The organism is Bacillus sp. FSL H8-0547 (assembly GCA_038002745.1).
Classification (GTDB): domain Bacteria; phylum Bacillota; class Bacilli; order Bacillales; family Bacillaceae; genus Bacillus_P.
In genome coordinates this window covers 1,872,917-1,891,501 of the sequence record JBBODD010000001.1, presented here as the reverse complement: position 1 = coordinate 1,891,501, position 18,585 = coordinate 1,872,917, and the positions used below count along the sequence as shown (strand labels likewise).

The window sequence follows — 18,585 nt, the reverse complement described above, 5'->3', positions numbered from 1 at the left end:
TATGAAACAAGAAATAATGAAACGTTTTACTTCCTACGTAAAGATTGACACTCAATCAAATGACAGCAATGAATCCTGCCCGTCAACGGAAGGACAGCTTACACTCGGGAAAAAACTCGTGGAAGAACTGAAGGCAATCGGACTCGAAGACGCTGCTATGGATGAATTCGGCTATGTGATGGCGACGCTTCCGGCCAATACAGACAAGCAGGTTCCGACAATCGGATTTCTGGCCCACACAGATACAGCCACTGATTTCACAGGGAAAAATGTGAACCCTCAGATTCACGAAAACTATGAGGGAGGGGACATTGCGCTAAACGATGAAGTTACCCTGTCTCCGAAGGATTTCCCGAATCTTGAAAACTATAAGGGCCACACTCTGATTACGACGGACGGCACGACTCTTCTCGGGGCAGATAACAAAGCAGGCATCGCCGAGATCATGACAGCTATGGATTACTTAGTGAAAAACCCGGATATCAAGCACGGCCGGATCAGAGTCGCCTTTACACCTGATGAAGAAATCGGACGCGGCCCCCACAAGTTCGATGTGGCAGCTTTTGATGCCAAGTACGCTTATACAGTGGACGGCGGTCCACTTGGAGAGCTTCAGTATGAAAGCTTCAGTGCAGCCGGTGCATCAGTCACCATTAAAGGAACGAACATTCACCCTGGAACGGCCAAAGGAAAAATGGTCAACTCCATCAAAATCGGCATGGAGCTTCAAAGCTTGCTGCCAGCCGCGGAAGCACCGGAGCTTACTGAGGGATACGAGGGGTTCTTCCACCTTCTATCTTTCAGCGGGGATGTGGAGCAGACAAAACTGAGCTATATTATCCGGGATTTTGACAAAGAGGCCTTCCTGCAGAAAAAACAAACGATGGCAGACGCCGTTGCCAAACTGAAAGAGAAATACGGAAGCGACCGCATCCTGCTCGATATGAACGATCAGTATTACAACATGAGAGAAAAAATAGAGCCGGTCAAACACATTGTTGACATTGCCTATAAAGCGATGGAAAACCTGGACATCCAGCCTGTCGTGGAACCGATTCGCGGCGGAACGGACGGTTCCCAGCTTTCCTACATGGGACTTCCTACGCCGAATATCTTTACCGGCGGAGAGAACTTCCACGGAAAATATGAATTTATTTCCGTTGAAAACATGATGAAGTCGGTTAACGTCATTGTGGAGATTGCTAAATTGTTTGAAGAAAAAGCTGACTAATAACAAAACGCTTTGGAGCATGCTCCAAAGCGTTCTTCTTTTTAATTTTTGCCGTTTTCTTTTCCTTCACTTTCTTTTTCTCCGGCCTTTTCAGGTGCTTTTTCTTCAGCAGGCTCTTTCTCGCTGCCTTCTTTTTCAGCCGGCTGCTTTTCTTCCTGTTCCTGGCCTTCTTCCTCAGTGTCTTTTTCGTCTTCTAGCTCACCTTTTTCCGTTCCATCTTCTTTTTCCTCTTCTTCCTCGCCAGCGTCACCTTGCTCTTCACCCTGGCCTTCTTCTTCTCCAGCTTCTTCACCTGTTCCGCCGCCTTGGCCTTCGCCTTCTCCGGCACCTTCACCTGTTCCGTCGTCCTGACCTTCGCCTTCTCCGGCTTCCTCACCTGTTCCGCCATCCTGGCCTTCGCCTTCTCCTTCACCTGTTCCTGCTCCGCTGCCCTGGCCTCCGCCATTGCCGCCTCCTTCACCTGTTCCTGCTCCGCCGCCCTGGTCTCCGCCATTGCCGCCTCCTTCACCTGTTCCTGCTCCGCCGCCTTGGTCTCCGCCATTGCCGCCTCCTTCACCTGCTCCTGCTCCGCCGCCCTGGCCTCCGCCATTGCCGCCTCCTTCACCTGCTCCTGCTCCGCCGCCCTGGCCTCCGCCATTGCCGGCACCTTTACCTGCTCCACCGCCTGATAGGTTTTTCACTTTGGCATACGCATAAAGCAGAGACTGAAAGGTTCTGTCATCTACAGCACCCGTTACCGGCAGACCGTATCGTTTTTGAAAATACTTTACTCCCTGAACTGTCACGCTGTCATATTTACCCGTGATTTTTCCGGAATAGCTTCCTACTGACTTAAGCATCCCCTGAATAACAGATACATCCGATCCGCTTGCTCCTTTTCCGACTGCAGAGCCGGAAAGAGGCATGCCGACTAATAGGATAAGAGCTAATAAAATACTGCTGACTGCTTTTTTTACTGCTGATTTTTTTGTAAACATAAAACACCTTCCATTTCTGATTTTTTAACAATCCTTACTATCCCCAAAAGCGGGTGGATATTGCACTGAATTTGAAATTATTTCATGGAAGAAGCTTGACTTATTTTCTTGCGGTCGCCTCAAAATGAGTTCATAATGTCATATGTGGCTTACAATTCCCAATTTGGATATACTTGTGTCTTTTCATGTATAATTATTCACATGTATACCCGCTGTAAATGAACGTTTTTTCGTATTTTATATAGATGACTACTTGCTTTGCGCGTGAGCAAACGAAGAGGGAGAATGATCATGACAAACACCATTATTCAGTTTAAGCAGGTCACAAAGCAATACGATCATGACACTGCTGTCCTTAACAATGTCAGCTTTGAGATTGAGCGCGGGAAATTTTACACCCTGCTCGGTCCATCAGGCTGCGGGAAGACAACAATCCTAAGGCTCATTGCCGGATTCACCGAAGCGTCTGAAGGTGAAATCCTTTTCAACGGCAAAAAAATCAACGATGTGCCTGCCAATAAACGTCAGGTGAATACAGTTTTTCAGGACTATGCTCTTTTTCCTCACTTGAATGTTTTTGAAAATGTGGCATTTGGCCTTCGCATTAAAAAAATGAACAGCGCCGACATCAAGTCGAAAGTGAAGGAAGCGTTAAGCTTTGTAAACCTTGACGGCTATGAAAACCGCGAGATCAAGGAGATGTCAGGCGGACAGCGCCAGCGTGTTGCAATCGCGCGTGCGATCGTCAACGAGCCTGAAGTCATTCTTCTGGATGAACCTCTTTCTGCCCTTGATTTGAAGCTGCGGACGGAAATGCAGTATGAGCTACGCGAGCTGCAGCAGCGCCTCGGCATCACTTTTATCTTTGTCACGCATGACCAGGAAGAAGCACTCGCCATGTCCGATGAAATCTTCGTTCTTGATAAAGGGAAAATTCAGCAGAGCGGAACGCCTACAGACATTTATGATGAGCCGATCAACCGGTTCGTAGCCGATTTCATCGGAGAGTCCAATATTGTCAGCGGCACGATGGTAGAAGACTACCTTGTGGAATTCACCGGCAAACAATTCGAGTGTGTCGACCAGGGTCTGAATCCGAACGAACCGATTGAAATTGTCATCCGTCCTGAGGATCTTGAAATTACGTCGAAAGAGCGGGGCAAACTGCAGGTGCGCGTAGATTCCCAGCTCTTCCGTGGTGTTCACTATGAGATAAGCAGCTACGACGCGGACGGGAATGAGTGGCTCGTTCACTCGACGAAAAAAGCGGTGGTCGGGGATGAAATCGGTCTTTATTTTGATCCCGAGGCCATTCATGTTATGAGATTTAATGAAACAGAAGAAGAATTTGATAAGCGCCTTGAGGCTTATGAAGACGGAGAAGAGCATGGAAAATAAGCTGACCCGCAATTTGTACATGGTTCCTTATGCACTCTGGATCGCGCTTTTTGTTATCGCACCGATTGTTCTTGTTCTTTACTACTCATTTATCGATATTGAAGGCAACTTATCGCTTGCCAATTACCAGAATTTCTTTACACCTGTTTATTTGAAAATGACGCTCAGCTCCTTCTGGTATGCATTTTTAATAACGGCTCTATCTCTGCTGATCTCGTATCCGACGGCTTATTTGCTCACCTATACGAAGCATAAGCATTTATGGCTGCTGCTGATCATTGTTCCTTCATGGATCAACCTTCTTTTGAAGGCATATGCGTTTCTTGGCATATTCGGAACGTACGGTGTGGCCAACAGCTTCCTTGATGCAGTCGGAATCGGTTCTCAGCAGCTGCTGTTTACAGATTTCAGCTTTATCTTTGTTTCCGTTTATATTTTCATCCCGTTTATGATTCTGCCGATTTTCAACTCGCTGAATGAGCTGAACCCGACTTTGCTCGATGCAGCGAGGGACCTTGGTGCATCAAGCTGGACCGCTTTCAGGAGGGTCATTTTCCCGCTTACGATTGACGGCGTGAAGGCAGGCTGCCAGCTTGTGTTTATCCCGGCTCTGTCCCTGTTCATGCTGACAAGGCTGATTGCCGGAAACCGGGTCATTACGCTTGGAACGGCGATTGAACAGCATTTCCTAGTTACGCAGGACTGGGGAATGGGTTCGACTATTGCGGTATTCCTGATTATCTTTATGTTCCTGATTATTTTCCTTACCGGAAACAGAAAGCGGGGTATGTAAGTTGGATAAAAAAATATCCCCTCTGTCACGCATCTTTTTAGTGCTGATTTTCATGATTTTGTACACGCCGATTTTCTTCCTTGTGTTTTACTCGTTCAACAGCGGCGGTACGATGTACAATTTTGAAAGCTTCACGCTTGACTGGTATAAAGAGCTTTTTACAGATACAAGGCTGCTGATCATTGTGCTGAACACCCTTGTCATCGCGCTTTTGTCCGCTTTGATTTCAACGATTATCGGGGTCATGGGTGCTCTTGCAATCCACTCGTTTAAAAGCAGACAGACCAAAAACACGCTACTCTCGCTAAATAACGTTCTGATTGTCAGCCCTGACGTGATTATCGGGGCCTCATTCCTGATCTTGTTTACAATGGCAGGAATCAAGCTCGGATTCTACTCAGTGCTTCTTTCTCACATTGCCTTCAGTGTTCCGATTGTCGTCCTGATGGTGCTGCCAAAACTGATGGAGATGAGCCCGACACTTCTCGATGCAGCGCGCGACCTTGGAGCAAGCAGATGGAATGTGATGACAAAGGTTGTCCTTCCGTTCATCACACCCGGTATTTTCGCAGGGTTCTTCATGGCCCTGACGTTTTCGCTTGATGACTTTGCGGTAACCTTCTTCGTGACAGGGAACGGATTCACGACGCTTTCTGTTGAAATTTACTCCCTTGCACGGCGCGGAATCGCTCTGAACATCAATGCGCTGTCCACTCTGCTGTTCCTGTTTACCGTACTGCTTGTGATTGTCTACTACTTCATCACCCAGCGGAACAGACAAAACGGATGGGGGGTTAAAAAATGAAGAAGCTGGTTCGCGTCTTTATAGCGATCGTACTCGTTTCCGGCATTCTTTTATACGCCATTTCCGAGCTTAACTCGTCTCAGGGTTATTCAGGAGGCAACACCCTGACCATTTTCAACTGGGGGGACTATATTAATTCGGATTTAGTTGACCGCTTTGAAAAGGAAACCGGCATTAAGGTCATTTATGAAACATTTGATTCGAATGAAGCAATGATGACGAAAATTGAACAGGGCGGTACGACGTATGACATTGCGGTTCCGTCTGAATACATGATTGATAAAATGCGGCAGGAAGATTTGCTGATCCCGCTTGATCACTCAAAGCTTCCGAACCTGAAAAACATTGACCAGCGCTTCATGGACCTGCCCTTTGACCCTGAAAACAAGTATTCCATTCCTTATTTCTGGGGAACAGTCGGCATCGTCTACAACCCGTCCATGATCGGCGGGAAGGAAATCGAGAGCTGGAACGACCTTTGGGATCCGGAGCTTAAAAACCAGATCCTCCTGATTGACGGTGCGCGGGAAGTCATGGGGATGGGGCTGAACAGCCTCGGCTATTCCCTGAATGATACGAACCCGGAGCACCTCGAGGAAGCCAAACGGAAGCTTGATACCCTTACTCCGAATGTTAAAGCGGTTGTCGGGGATGAAAGCCGGATGCTTCTTGAAAATCAGGAGGCGGCGATCGGTCTCGTATGGTCAGGGGTCGCTTCTGAAATCATGTATGAAAATGAAGACCTCGAGTACGTTGTACCTGAAGAAGGTTCAAATCTCTGGTTCGACAACATGGTCATCCCAAAAACAGCAAAGAACGTGGAGGCAGCCCATCAATTCATCAACTTCATGCTTGATGCCGAGGTGGCTGCGGAAAACACAGAGTACGTAAGCTACTCCACTCCAAACAAAGAGGCACTGAAATACATGCCTGAGGACATGGTCAGCGACGAGCGCTTCTATCCTCCGCCTGAGCTGACGGAAAAGCTTGAAGTGTACGAAAACCTCGGGAAAAAGAACCTTGCTTACTATAACGAGCTGTTTTTGAAATTTAAAATGCATCCGAAGTAATTGGGAAAGGCGCCATTCTGGGGAATGGCGTTTTTTCTTGTGAATATACCTCTTTTTCTAGCAAGATCTTGGGCATATATCAGTTGATTTGCGGTCCTGGACTATATAAAGCGGCTCAATCACGGCGCAGCGCAGTCCGTTAATCGGGGATGCGGGCGTTACTACCGACAATCCGGCCAACACAACCAACTTCACTCAATTTACAACCAACACTCCATGCGTTACAGCCAACTTCCCCTGTTTTACAGCCAACTCCCTTTTCGGCACACAAAATACCTCTTTTTCTAGCAAGGTCTTGGCCATTTGTCAGTTGATTTGCGGTCCTGGACTATATAAAGCGGCTCAATCACGGCGCAGCGCAGTCCGTTAATCGGGGATGCGGGCGTTACTACCGACAATCCGGCCAACACAACCAACTTCACTCAATTTACAACCAACAATCCAGGCGTTACAGCCAACTTTCCCTGTTTTACAGCCAACTCCCTTTTCGGCACACAAAATACCTCTTTTTCTAGCAAGGTCTTGGCCATTTGTCAGTTGATTTGAGGTCCTGGACTATGTAAGTCGGCTCAATCACGGCGCAGCACAGTCCGTTAATCGAGGATGCGGGCGTTACTACCGACAATCCGGCCAACACAACCACCTTCACTCAATTTACAACCAACAATCCAGGCGTTACAGCCAACTCCCTTTTCGGCACACAAAATACCTCTTTTTCTAGCAAGGTCTTGGCCATTTGTCAGTTGATTTGCGGTCCAGGACTATGTAAAACGGCTCAATCACGGCGCAGCGCAGTCCGTTAATCGGGGATGAGGGCGTTACTACCGACAATCGGGCGAACACAACCAACTTCACTCAATTTACAACCAACACTCCATGCGTTACAGCCAACTTTCCCTGTTTTACAGCCAACTCCCTTTTTGGCACACAAAATACCTCTTTTTCTAGCAAGATCTTGGCCATTTGTCAGTTGATTTGTGGCCCTGGACTGCGAACGTCAGTTAAATCATGATCCACCGCGGATTTCCCACACCCAAACAAAAAACCGGCAGGAACCACTTGGTCCCTGCCGGCTTACTATTTTCACACCATAATCTTGCAGATATCGTTTGTAAACTCTACCGGATCTTCGATTGTCAGTCCTTCGATGAGGAGGGCCTGGTTGAAGAGGAGGTTTGTGTACAGCGCCAGTTTTTCTTTGTCGTTTGTGTACGCATCTTTCAGCGAGGCAAAGACGTCATGGCTGCTGTTGATTTCAAGGATTTTTTCGGCCTTGATGTTCTGGCTGTTCGGCATGGCTTTCAGGATTTTTTCCATTTCTGTTGTGACTTCGCCTTCTGTCGCGATGCAGACAGGGTGGCTTTTCAGACGCTTTGAGATGCGGACGTCTTTTACTTTTCCGCCGAGGATGGTTTTCATCTCTTCAAAGAGCTCTTTGCTGTCCTGTTCGTCTGTCTCTGTGCCCGTGTCGCTGTCATCTGCTTCAATGCCGAGGTCACCGCTTGAGATCGACTTGAATTCTTTTTCTTTATAGGACATGAGCATGCGGATAGCAAATTCATCGACTTCGTCTGTGAAATACAGGATATCGTAGCCTTTATCTGCCACAACTTCCGTCTGCGGAAGCTTTTCAAGGCGTTCGTGGCTTTCGCCTGCTGCGTAGTAAATGTACGGCTGGCCTTCCGGCATCGCAGCTGCGTATTCATCAAGCGTGATCAGCTTTTTCTCTTTTGAAGAGTAGAACATGAGAAGGTTCTGAAGGTCTTCTTTGTTCGCTCCGAAATCACTGTACACACCGTATTTCAGCTGTCTTCCGAACGACTTGTAGAACGTTTCATATTTTTCGCGCTCATCTTTCAGAAGGGTTTGAAGCTGGCTCTTAATCTTGTTTTTAATGTTTTTTGCAATGAGCTTCAGCTGGCGGTCCTGCTGCAGAATCTCGCGTGAAATGTTCAAGGACAGGTCCTCTGAATCAACCATTCCTTTGACAAAAGAGAAATAGTCAGGAAGAAGATCTGCGCATTTCTCCATGATCAGCACCCCGTTGGAGTACAGCTCAAGCCCCTTCTCAAACTCTTTTGAGTAGTAGTCATACGGAATTTGCTCCGGAATGTAGAGAATGGCATTGTAGCGCACAGCACCGTCTACGCTGATATGGATATGCTTAAGCGGTTTATCGAAGCCGTAATGCTTTTCGTGATAGAAGTTCTCGTAATCTTCATCCGTCAGCTCGTTTTTGTTTTTTCTCCAGATCGGCACCATGCTGTTGATCGTCTGTTCTTCGACCGTCTCTTCAAACTCGTCTTCGCTGCCGTCTTTTTTCTTGCTGACCGTTGAATCCATCTTAATCGGGTAGCGAATGAAGTCCGAGTACTTCTTAATGATAGCCTTCAGGCGGTACTCTTCCAAAAACTCATCATAAGAATCCTCTTCTGTGTTCTGCTTGATGCTGAGGACGATTTCCGTGCCGACTTTCTCTTTTTCGCACGGCTCGATTGTATAGCCATCTGCACCGTCAGAATGCCATCTGTATGCTTCGCCTGAGCCGATTGTTTTTGTTGTTACCGTTATCGCATCCGCAACCATAAACGCAGAGTAGAATCCTACGCCGAATTGGCCGATGATGTCGTGCCCGTCCTTCAGCTCATTTTCGCTCTTGAATGCAAGAGAACCGCTCTGTGCGATGGTTCCGAGGTTGTTTTCAAGCTCCTCTTTCGTCATTCCGATTCCTGTATCGGCAATCGTAAGGGTGCGCTTTTCCTTATCTGCGCTCACTTTTATGTAATAGCTGCTCTGATCAAATGACAGGCTGTCATCTGTTAAAGCCTTGTAGTAGATTTTATCAATCGCATCACTCGCGTTTGAGATCAGCTCGCGCAAAAAGATTTCTTTCTGGGAGTAAATCGAGTTGATCATCATGTCTAATAATCTCTTGGATTCTGCTTTAAACTGCATTTTTGCCATGTTAAAAATCTCCTTTCAGCTTTTTTAGCACTCATCACCTTAGAGTGCTAACCCACTAAATAAATAACATATATTCCCGTTTCATGTCAATCATCAAGTCAGGCATTCCGGTTTACACGGCTGATTTTCTCTGCTATATTAGTTACTTAGGATAACTGTTATCTAAGGTAACTATTTTAAGCGGGGTGTTTTCCATAAAAACGTATCAGAAATTTTTTCAGCAGCTTCTGCTTCTATACAGACCGTTCGAAAACAGGCTGAATCTGGAGCTTGCGAAGCATGATTTATACAGGGCGCAGTGGTCTGTTCTTCATTATTTGTCCAATTATGGGACGGCGACACTGGTCGAGCTTGCCGGCTATCAGGGCGTTGAAAAGCCGACGGTGACAAGGACTATCAGCAAGCTTGAAGAGCTGAACTATGTTGAACAGGTTGCCGGAAAAGATAAACGCGAGAAACGGATGCAGCTGACTGAAGCAGGACAAAAGCTGTATGAAAAGGTCCGGATCACCATTGATGAATATGAGCTGGACATTCTGAAAGGCATCTCAGAAGAAGAACAGCTCGCATGCATCCGGGTCATGGAAGACATCCGGAAAAATATTAGAGAGTAAGGTGAAGACCGTTGAATCAATCAAAACTGTGGACGAAGGACTTTATCGTTGTTTCGTCCATTAACTTTTTCTTAACCCTGATTTTTTACTTATTAATGGTGACCATCGCGGTGTTTGCGGTGGATGAATACCATGCATCAACAAGTGAAGCCGGTCTTGTGACAGGCATTTTTATCATTGGCGCGCTGATTGGTCGGCTGTTCATCGGCAGGCTGATTGCAAGCTTCAGCCGGAAAAAAATTCTGTATACCGGGCTGATTCTCTTTACGATCACAACTTCTTTTTACTTTTTTGAACTTGGACTGGGCTTCCTTTTAGCTAACCGCCTTCTGCACGGGATTACCCTAGGCATGGCAAGTACAGCGACGGGAACGATTGTGGCACAGATAATTCCTGCCTCAAGAAAAGGGGAAGGAATCGGGTATTACAGCATGAGTGCGACGCTTGCTACAGCGATCGGGCCGTTCATCGGGCTTTATCTGAGCCAGCATGCGAGCTTCCAGACGATTTTCATGTTCTGTGTCGCGCTTGGCATCCTCAGCCTGCTGATTGCTTTTTTCGTCACAATTCCCCCTCTTGCCAGCCAGCCAAAGCATGCGGCCGTTAAAGGATTCAGCCTCTCAAGCTTTGTTGAGCCCCGGGCACTGCCGATTGCTTTTATCACACTGGCTGTGGCGTTCTGCTATTCGAGCGTTCTGTCCTTTATTAACTTTTATGCGATGGACATTGACCTTGTCAGCACAGCGAGCTTCTTTTTCATCGTTTATGCCGCAGCTGTCCTTGTGTCGCGTCCGTTCACAGGCAGGCTGCTCGATCAAAAAGGAGCCAATTATGTCATGTATCCGGCGTTTGTGCTGTTTGCAGCCGGGTTGTTCCTTCTAAGCACGGCGAGCACGAGCACGGTGTTTCTTCTCTCCGGCGTTTTGATCGGACTCGGATTTGGCAATATGCAGTCTGCCACGCAGGCGATTGCGGTTAAACTGACGCCTCCGCACCGGATGGGGCTTGCCACGTCCACATTCTTCATCTTTTTAGATGCAGGACTCGGGTTTGGGCCTTACCTTCTCGGGTTCGTCATTCCGGTTACAGGCTACAGCACGCTTTACGTCATCCTCGGATTTGCCGTCATGCTAAGCATTGCGCTTTACTACATGCTTCATGGAAAAAAAGAGCACGCGGCACCTGCTGAGGTTCAGGCAACTCTTTAACAGGCACCCTTTATGGGGTGTCTTTTTTTTGCATGATGGAAAATGTCCAAAATTTGCTATAAACTTGAAGTATCTGAAATCTATCTGAGTGGTGAGGCAGTTGTTTAAACTTTTATTAATTGAAGATGACCTTTCTCTTTTTACAGAGATAAAAGACCGACTTAATCAATGGTCGTACGACGTTTGCGGCATAACGGACTTCAGCAGGGTGATGCAGGAATTCTCGGAAGTGAAGCCGGATCTTGTGATCATTGACATTCAGCTGCCGAAGTTCGACGGGTTTCACTGGTGCCGGATGATCAGATCTCATTCCAATGTCCCGATCATCTTTTTATCCTCACGGGATCACCCGACAGATATGGTGATGTCCATGCAGCTTGGAGCCGATGATTTTGTCCAGAAGCCCTTTCACTTTGATGTGCTGATCGCGAAAATCCAGGCCATCCTGCGGAGGGTTTATAACTACAGCACGGAACAGGTTCACCTCAAGACGTGGTGCGGTGCTGCGGTTGATTATGAGCGGAACTCCGTGACAAATGATCACGGAACCGTCGAGCTCACGAAGAATGAAATGTTCATTCTGAAGCTGTTAATCGAACAGAAAAATAAGATTGTAAGCAGAGACAAGCTGATCAACAGTCTCTGGGATGATAAGCGGTTTATCAGCGACAACACGCTGACGGTGAATGTGAACAGGCTGCGGAAGCGCCTTGAGGAGATTGGACTCGGAAGGTATATTGAGACAAAAGTGGGACAGGGCTATGTGGCCCTGGAAGAGGAACCTCTATGATCCGTGTTTTTTTGAAAGAGCGCATAAGCTGGATTCTCTTTTTTGCCGCGGTTCATCTTCTGTTTCTGTTTATTTCGTTCATTGACAATGCTGTTCCGTTTAAGAGCGTATTGTATATCGTCTTTTTATCCCTTCTGTCCTTTCTTGTGTTCCTCGCTGTCCGCTATCAGAAAGAAACGGCCTTTTTCAAAGCGCTCCAGGACAGGGAAAAAAATCTTGATGTGACAAGTATTCCGGTACCCGGCAGCGCTTTTGAAGAGCTGGTTGAGGAGACGCTGGTTGATCACACCGAGCTTCTAAAAAAAGACGCGCAGCGCCACTATATCTCTCTTGAGCAGGAAAAAGATGACCTTCTGTCCTGGATTCATGAGGTGAAAACCCCGCTGACGGCGATGCACCTGATGATTGAACGGATGGAGGACGGACAGACGAAAACCAACTTAACCTATGAATGGCTCCGCATTCACCTGCTGCTCGACCAGCAGCTCCATCAAAAGCGAATCCCGTTCATTGAGAACGATCTTTATATTGAGATGATCGACCTTGAGGATGTTCTCTTCAGCGAGCTGAAAACCCTTCAGGCCTGGTGTATCCAAAAGGGCATTGGCTTTGACATAGAACTCATGCAGCGGGAAGTACTCACAGATGCAAAGTGGTTTGCGTTTATCCTAAGGCAGATCCTTACGAATGCAGTGAAATACAGCGGGGCATCTGACATTGAAATTAGGAGCTATCTTGAACATGGAAACGCCAAGCTTGAAATCAGGGATTTTGGCCGGGGCATTGAAGCGAGGGACCTGCCCCGGATATTCGATAAAGGATTCACCTCCACCGCCAATCATCAGGATCAGGCGGCGACCGGAATGGGCCTTTATTTGGCCAAAAAAGCAGCGGCTCCGCTTCTGATTGAGATTCAGGCTGCATCCGTTCCGGGTCAGGAAACCGTCTTTACTCTCTCCTTCCCGAAAAAGAACGATTTCGCAGCTGTCATGAGCATGTGACAACAATGTCACATGCTTTCTTTATTTGTTCGCACAATAAAAGGAAAAGATGCTTTCCCCTTTTTATACTAAAGGTATCGATTAAAGAGGAGGAACACACAATGGCCATTTTAGAAGCAGCCAAACTGAAGAAAAGCTATGGTAACAAATTTAATAAACAGGACGTGCTGAAAGGCATTGATCTTTCAATTTTAGAGGGTGAATTCGTGAGCATCATGGGAGCATCCGGCTCCGGCAAAACCACGCTTTTAAACGTCCTTTCGTCCATTGATAAAGTAAGCGGGGGCACAATCCGCATTGAGGACAAAGAGATGACAGGCATGAAAGAAAAGCAGCTGGCTGAATTCAGGAAGCACCATCTCGGGTTTATTTTTCAGGAATACAACCTGCTCGACACGCTGACTGTGAAGGAAAACATTCTGCTGCCGCTTTCTATTTCAAAAGTACCCAAGAAGGAAGCAGATCAGCGATTTGAAACTCTTGCTAGCGAGCTTGGCATTGCAGAATTGAAGGACAAGTACCCGAACGAGATTTCAGGCGGTCAAAAGCAGCGAACATCTGCAGCCCGCGCATTTATCCACGAACCGAGCATCATTTTTGCGGATGAACCCACCGGAGCACTTGATTCCAAATCAGCTGCCGATCTGCTGAACAAGCTGACAGACCTGAACGCCAAGCGCAAAGCGACCATTGTCATGGTCACTCATGACCCTGCTGCGGCAAGCTACTGCAGCCGCGTCATCTTTATTAAGGACGGACAGATCTACACGCAGCTGAACAGGGGCGGCCAATCAAGACAGGATTTCTTTAAGGACATCATGAAAACGCAGGGCGTTCTGGGCGGTGTGCAGGATGAGCGTTAATCAGCTGATTATAAAGAATTTTAAAAAGAACCTTAAAAACTACTATCTGTATATTTTTGCGCTGGTCGTCAGCGTGGCGCTGTATTTTTCGTTTGTCACCCTTCAGTATGACCCGTCCATGGATGCCGTAGAAGGCTCAATTAAGGGGGGCGCAGCCATAAAAACAGCTTCTGTGCTCCTCGTTGCCATAGTCACGATCTTTCTGCTCTATGCTAACAACATTTTCATTAAGCGCCGCAGCAAAGAGATCGGGCTATTTCAGCTGATTGGCATGACGAAACACAGAATCTTCCGGCTGCTGACCGCCGAGAACTTCATGCTGTACTTTGGTTCTCTTGCCCTTGGTATTTTTGCCGGATTTGCCATCTCCAAGCTTGTGATGATGATTCTCTTCAAAATTACAGGTACAGATGATGTGGCAAAGCTCCACTTTTCAGCTGAGGCCTTAGTTCAGACATTGATCGTATTTACGGTCATCTACACGCTGATTATGCTGATGAACTATCTTTTCATCAAGAGACAGAGCATTCTCTCACTCTTTAGAGTGCTTTCATCGGCAGAGGAAAAGGTAAGAAAAATGACGGCTGCAGAAATTGTGATCGGCCTGCTTGGCATGGTCATGATCGCTGCAGGATATTATGTGTCATCCAGACTGTTCGGCGGAGATTTCAAATCGACAAACGGCCTGTTCCTGGCGATGATTTTCATCTTAGGGTCCGTAATCCTTGGAACCTACTTCTTTTACAAAGGATCTGTCAGCTTTCTTTTCCATCTGATCCGCAAGAAAAAAGGCGGGTATTTGAAGGTGGATGAAGTCCTGTCCCTTTCATCCATTATGTTCCGGATGAAATCAAATGCCATGCTGCTTACCATCATCACAACCGTTTCAGCTCTTGCGATTGGATTGCTTTCCTTAAGCTACATTTCCTATTACTCAGCTGAGGCGACGGCCAAAAGCCAGGTGCCTTCTGACTTTTCTTTTACGGACAGCAAAGATGCTGAACAATTTGCTCAGGCATTGAAGGAAGGCGGAATCTCCTACAAAGAGAAGAGCACGGAGATTGTCCTGGCGGATTTTAATGTAAAAGACATTATGCTCACTAAGCTTGAAGGGATGAATTTTGACCCAAATACAATGACACTTGCAGTAATCAGTGAAAAATCCGCCGGCAAGGAACTTTCGAAGGACGAAACGCTGTTTACCGGTTACAGTGACCTGCTGCAGAAATTCATGCCGCTTGAAAGTGAAGGAGATATTACCCTTCTTGGAAAAACGGCAAAAATCCCTCAGACGTATATCGGGATGGAAAAAGAAACGTATATATCCTGGTACTATACATCCGGCGGCATGCCTACGGCCATTGTAGATGATGAAGTGTTTAAACAGCTTCAAAAAGACCTGGATCCTGAGCTGCAGCGGTCGACTTCGACGCATATCGCGTTTGACATAAAAGACCCTCAGAATAAAACGAAAGCAAATGATCTGTTCCTTTCGATGAAGCTGAACGAAAATGCGCCGAACGAATCTCAGCTTGAAACACTCAACAGCCAAAAACGCAACATGGGTCTTGCCATGTTCATCGTCGGGTTCCTTGGTCTTTCATTCCTTGTCACGTCAGGATGCATCCTCTACTTTAAACAAATGGGCGAAAGCGAAGAAGAACAGCCAAGCTACACAATTTTGCGCAAGCTCGGCTTTACACAGGGAGACCTGCTGAAGGGCCTGCGCGCAAAACAGCTTTTCAGCTTCGGCATTCCGCTTGTAATCGGCCTGCTCCACAGCTATTTCGCTGTTCAGTCCGGCTGGTTCATCTTCGGGGCCGAAGTTTGGACGCCGATGATCATCGTGATGGTCCTGTATACGGTGCTCTACTCAATCTTTGGTGTACTGTCTGTTCTTTACTCCAAAAAAGTAATTAAAGAAGCATTATAAGAAGAACCTCCGGGTGGCCGGAGGTTCTTTTCATTCGTTCTCAATTCCAAAGCAGCGTCTTAAGTCAGCAGCATTTTTCAGCACACTGGCCTTACATGATTCCGTTCGGCTTCCCGGTTCAATGTGGATATACACCAATACATCACTCATGCCTTTTTCTCTCAAAAGCGCGATTGCTTTTAACAGATTTTCCTCGTTATAGGCTTCAGTCAGGCTCAGTCCAATTGAATGCTCGTAGTACCTTTCCTCATCCTCTTCAAAACGTTTGTTGAGAAATGAAAGTCCTGACAGTCCGAGTGTTTCCATCTCACTACTAACAGACGTTTCAAAGGTGTGATGGAGTCTGAAGGTCTGCAGATATGTTTCAAGAGCATTCTTCAGCTCCTCTGTCTCACTGTCGCTGTAGGCAAGTGTCTCAATGGTTTCACCCGGTTCTTCTGTCTCCATGTTCAAAGACAGACTGTACGGTACATCCTTTATAATCATCTCGGACATTCCGGTAAGTGCATCCATGATCTGTCCGGCATTTGCGTTTTCTGCCCTTATTTTCCCGCTTGCTTCAATTGTTGACTCAAATCCCTTGCCAAACTTTATTTCGCTGATTCCATTTTCTTCGAGTATGCCGGCAAGCTTCTGATACTCTTCATTTTCTTTCAAAAGGGATTCATGCTTTATAGAAACGTATGAAACATGAAATTGAGTCAGTTCCCCAGTAACGGACGCACTGAAAGTCAGATCATCCTCCGTTTTCAGCGTAAGATCGTAGGTATCTCCGAAAAGTGATGCGAGAACTATAACAATTGTTGAACCATACCCCTGCTGTTCTTCTATTTTGACTGTTTCTGCTTCAACGCCGTATAGCTTTTCGACCTGCTGCTCCGTATAAGCTGCCGCTTCTTCTTCTTCTGACCCGCAGCCGGCCAGAAAAAGGACAGCGAACACAGGAAGGATGAGCTTTTTCACAAGGTGAGCCCCTCTCATATTGGGATGTTTATCCAAAAGTATAGCTTGTATTTGAGGGGGCGTCTATCATCCGTTCTTTTTTATAACAGGTATCCAGATCTCACTCTTAAAATCCGGTGCTTTCGTATCCTTCTGCTCGTTCCAGAGAATTTCCGGACCGTCTGCCAGCTCATAGGACGACGAAGGAAACCACTCCGAATAGATGCGGCCCCATATCTCCTGAAGCGTTTCTGGAAAAGGGCCGCACGCTTCAAAAACAGCCCATGTCATAGCCGGCACCTTCAAGTGATCAAGGTGATCAGGAATCTCTTTTATCGTGGCTGCGCCAATATAATGATCGAGCTCGCCTTTTTCCTCCATCCTTCCTTCTGAAAAGTTTGCAGATGCGCTTATAATACCGGATGGCTCAACATTAGAAAGGTCTTTTAATTCACGAATGGCATTCATGGTCAGGCTTTGCCACATCGCGGCAATCTCAGGGTTCACCCCGTCGAATATAATGGGTACTCTTTTTTTGATGCCTGCAATGTGAAAAGCTTCTTTTTCTTCTACACGGTACTTCATTTCACTGCCTCCCTTAATGATTAACTGGAAGGTCATCCTCGGAAAAGCTTTAAGCGTATGTCTGCCTGTTCTAGCTTCAGACGGTGTCAGCCCATGCAGCTGCTGAAACGCCCGCGTAAACGAATCCGGTGAAAGATATCCATACTTGATTGCGACATCAATCACTTTCATGCCTTTGTCCCTCAGCTCAAATGCCGCAAGTGTGAGCCTTCTTCTCCGGATATATTCAGTAAGAGAAATACCGGCAAGAGATGAAAACATTCGTTTAAAATGGTACTCCGAACAGAGCGCAATCCGGGCTGCTTCCTTATAATCAAGCTCTTCTGCCAGATTTTCCTCAATGTAAGCCAGCGCCTCATTCATGTGTTCAAGCATCCCCATCAGATGACCTCCTTTGATAACAGATTAGCAGGAATTTCATGCGGGCCTCCGATCTTTTTGCGTTCAGTTTTGCAGGGTTTTTATTAGTGTTACAAAAAAACTCCCTCCCCATAAGGGAGAGAGCAAGGACTTACTGATTTCCGCCCAATACCTGCTTTGCCATTTGCTTGTATTCTTCCAGTCCTGATTTCTGCGCAAACTCAGCAATACCAATTGGATATGCTGCAGTTAATTCAATAATGTGTTTTTCCATATTGGGCCAGACATACCCGCCCGCTTTTTCATAGTGGAAAATGAGATCGTTTAGAGCCTGTTCTCCAAAAGTGCGAAAGTGGGGTACAAAATCGTTTGCAGGATCTGTCACAGAAGCCTCTGTCCAGTCGATAATACCGGTCACTTTAGCAGATGCATTGATTAAAATGTGACCCGCATGAAGATCACCATGAACAAGGCACGTTTCAGCAGGCCACAGCTTGTCGTCGTTCACCCACTCCTGCCACCTTTTCCACAGCTTTTCATTCACATCAAACGAAGCTCTTACGTTTTCCATTCGTTTCATCATATTCTTTCTTGCCTCTTCAGCGTTTTCTACTGGTAAATTTGCCGTTTCAACTGCTTTCCTCTGAATACGGTGAAGCGATACCATTGCTTCTGCAAGGGTTTTTGTAAATTCAGGCGGCACATTCTTTTCATCCATTTCCCACACATAAGCCATTGCCTCGTGATCGATGGTCCCCGCAGGAACACCAGTTAACTGTCTGTAAGCAATTAAATCATCCGTATATACACGCCACTGCGGAGCTTCAACAGATAGCAGCGGCACAATTAGATCCAGCGTGCGTTTTTCCTTATCCGCAGATGCCAGAACATCTTCTCTTCTCGGAAAGCGCAAAACCCATCTTTCCTCATCTGCGTCCTCTGCAAAAACGACAAGAAAATCAAGTCCTGACTGATTAAATGTCAATGAATTCTCTTTAACATAAATAGCATGTTTATGTGCGATCTCTATCACTTTATTTTTATTCATACC

The 18,585-nt window shown here is 46.6% G+C and carries 16 protein-coding genes; 11 read left to right on the top strand and 5 right to left on the bottom strand.

The annotated features are described in order from the left end of the window. The first annotated feature begins 1 nt into the window (after position 1). Positions 2–1,231 carry a peptidase T gene (gene pepT / locus MHB63_09375; protein MEK3806736.1) on the top strand — a complete coding sequence of 410 codons (1,230 nt, stop codon included), beginning with the start codon at positions 2–4 and terminating at the stop codon, positions 1,229–1,231. 41 nt (positions 1,232–1,272) lie between these two features. On the opposite strand, the gene MHB63_09370 is transcribed toward pepT, so the two are convergent. Further along, entirely contained in the window at positions 1,273–2,208 is a 936-nt protein-coding gene (locus MHB63_09370; protein ID MEK3806735.1) for a peptidoglycan-binding domain-containing protein, read from the bottom strand. A 285-nt stretch (positions 2,209–2,493) separates the two neighbouring features. Between MHB63_09370 and MHB63_09365 the strand changes: the two genes are divergently transcribed. The 4 genes from MHB63_09365 to MHB63_09350 are packed head-to-tail and all read left to right on the top strand — an operon-like array spanning position 2,494 to position 6,274. Next, positions 2,494–3,606, top strand: a complete 1,113-nt coding sequence (locus tag MHB63_09365) for an ABC transporter ATP-binding protein (GenBank protein ID MEK3806734.1) — start codon at positions 2,494–2,496, stop codon at positions 3,604–3,606. Beyond that, a complete protein-coding gene (locus tag MHB63_09360) occupies positions 3,596–4,399 on the top strand; it encodes an ABC transporter permease (GenBank protein MEK3806733.1) in 804 nt (267 codons plus the stop codon). Before MHB63_09365 ends, MHB63_09360 begins: the two co-directional genes overlap by 11 nt. Before the next feature lies 1 nt (position 4,400). After that, positions 4,401–5,204: an ABC transporter permease gene (locus MHB63_09355; GenBank protein ID MEK3806732.1), complete on the top strand. Its 804-nt coding sequence runs from the start codon at positions 4,401–4,403 to the stop codon at positions 5,202–5,204. Further along, the gene (locus MHB63_09350; protein ID MEK3806731.1) at positions 5,201–6,274 is read left to right on the top strand and encodes an ABC transporter substrate-binding protein; all 1,074 of its coding nucleotides are present in this window, start codon (positions 5,201–5,203) and stop codon (positions 6,272–6,274) included. Before MHB63_09355 ends, MHB63_09350 begins: the two co-directional genes overlap by 4 nt. Before the next feature lie 1,083 nt (positions 6,275–7,357). Here the strand turns inward: MHB63_09350 and htpG are convergent. Then, positions 7,358–9,238, bottom strand: coding sequence for a molecular chaperone HtpG (gene htpG, locus MHB63_09345; protein MEK3806730.1), 1,881 nt, complete (start codon positions 9,236–9,238; stop codon positions 7,358–7,360). Between the two features lie 194 nt (positions 9,239–9,432). On the opposite strand from htpG, the gene MHB63_09340 reads away from it, so the two are divergent. The 6 genes from MHB63_09340 to MHB63_09315 all read left to right on the top strand — a co-directional run bounded on the left by MHB63_09340 (position 9,433) and on the right by MHB63_09315 (position 15,647). After that, a complete protein-coding gene (locus tag MHB63_09340; GenBank protein MEK3806729.1) occupies positions 9,433–9,852 on the top strand; it encodes a MarR family transcriptional regulator in 420 nt (139 codons plus the stop codon). Between the two features lie 11 nt (positions 9,853–9,863). Next, complete coding sequence (locus MHB63_09335) at positions 9,864–11,060, top strand: MFS transporter (protein MEK3806728.1); 1,197 nt, start codon at positions 9,864–9,866, stop codon at positions 11,058–11,060. 100 nt (positions 11,061–11,160) lie between these two features. Further along, complete coding sequence (locus MHB63_09330; protein ID MEK3806727.1) at positions 11,161–11,850, top strand: response regulator transcription factor; 690 nt, start codon at positions 11,161–11,163, stop codon at positions 11,848–11,850. Next, on the top strand, positions 11,847–12,851 hold the full coding sequence (locus MHB63_09325) for a sensor histidine kinase (GenBank protein MEK3806726.1): 1,005 nt from the start codon (positions 11,847–11,849) through the stop codon (positions 12,849–12,851). The genes MHB63_09330 and MHB63_09325 overlap by 4 nt, the downstream gene beginning before the upstream one ends. A gap of 101 nt (positions 12,852–12,952) precedes the next feature. Next, a complete protein-coding gene (locus tag MHB63_09320) occupies positions 12,953–13,714 on the top strand; it encodes an ABC transporter ATP-binding protein (protein ID MEK3806725.1) in 762 nt (253 codons plus the stop codon). Then, on the top strand, positions 13,704–15,647 hold the full coding sequence (locus MHB63_09315) for an ABC transporter permease (GenBank protein ID MEK3806724.1): 1,944 nt from the start codon (positions 13,704–13,706) through the stop codon (positions 15,645–15,647). The genes MHB63_09320 and MHB63_09315 overlap by 11 nt, the downstream gene beginning before the upstream one ends. A gap of 30 nt (positions 15,648–15,677) precedes the next feature. Here the strand turns inward: MHB63_09315 and MHB63_09310 are convergent, their stop codons facing one another. The 3 genes from MHB63_09310 to MHB63_09300 all read right to left on the bottom strand — a co-directional run bounded on the left by MHB63_09310 (position 15,678) and on the right by MHB63_09300 (position 18,582). Further along, complete coding sequence (locus MHB63_09310; protein MEK3806723.1) at positions 15,678–16,610, bottom strand: hypothetical protein; 933 nt, start codon at positions 16,608–16,610, stop codon at positions 15,678–15,680. A 66-nt stretch (positions 16,611–16,676) separates the two neighbouring features. Next, entirely contained in the window at positions 16,677–17,555 is an 879-nt protein-coding gene (locus MHB63_09305) for an AraC family transcriptional regulator (GenBank protein MEK3806722.1), read from the bottom strand. Between the two features lie 130 nt (positions 17,556–17,685). Beyond that, entirely contained in the window at positions 17,686–18,582 is an 897-nt protein-coding gene (locus tag MHB63_09300) for a macrolide 2'-phosphotransferase (protein MEK3806721.1), read from the bottom strand. Positions 18,583–18,585: the final 3 nt, after the last annotated feature.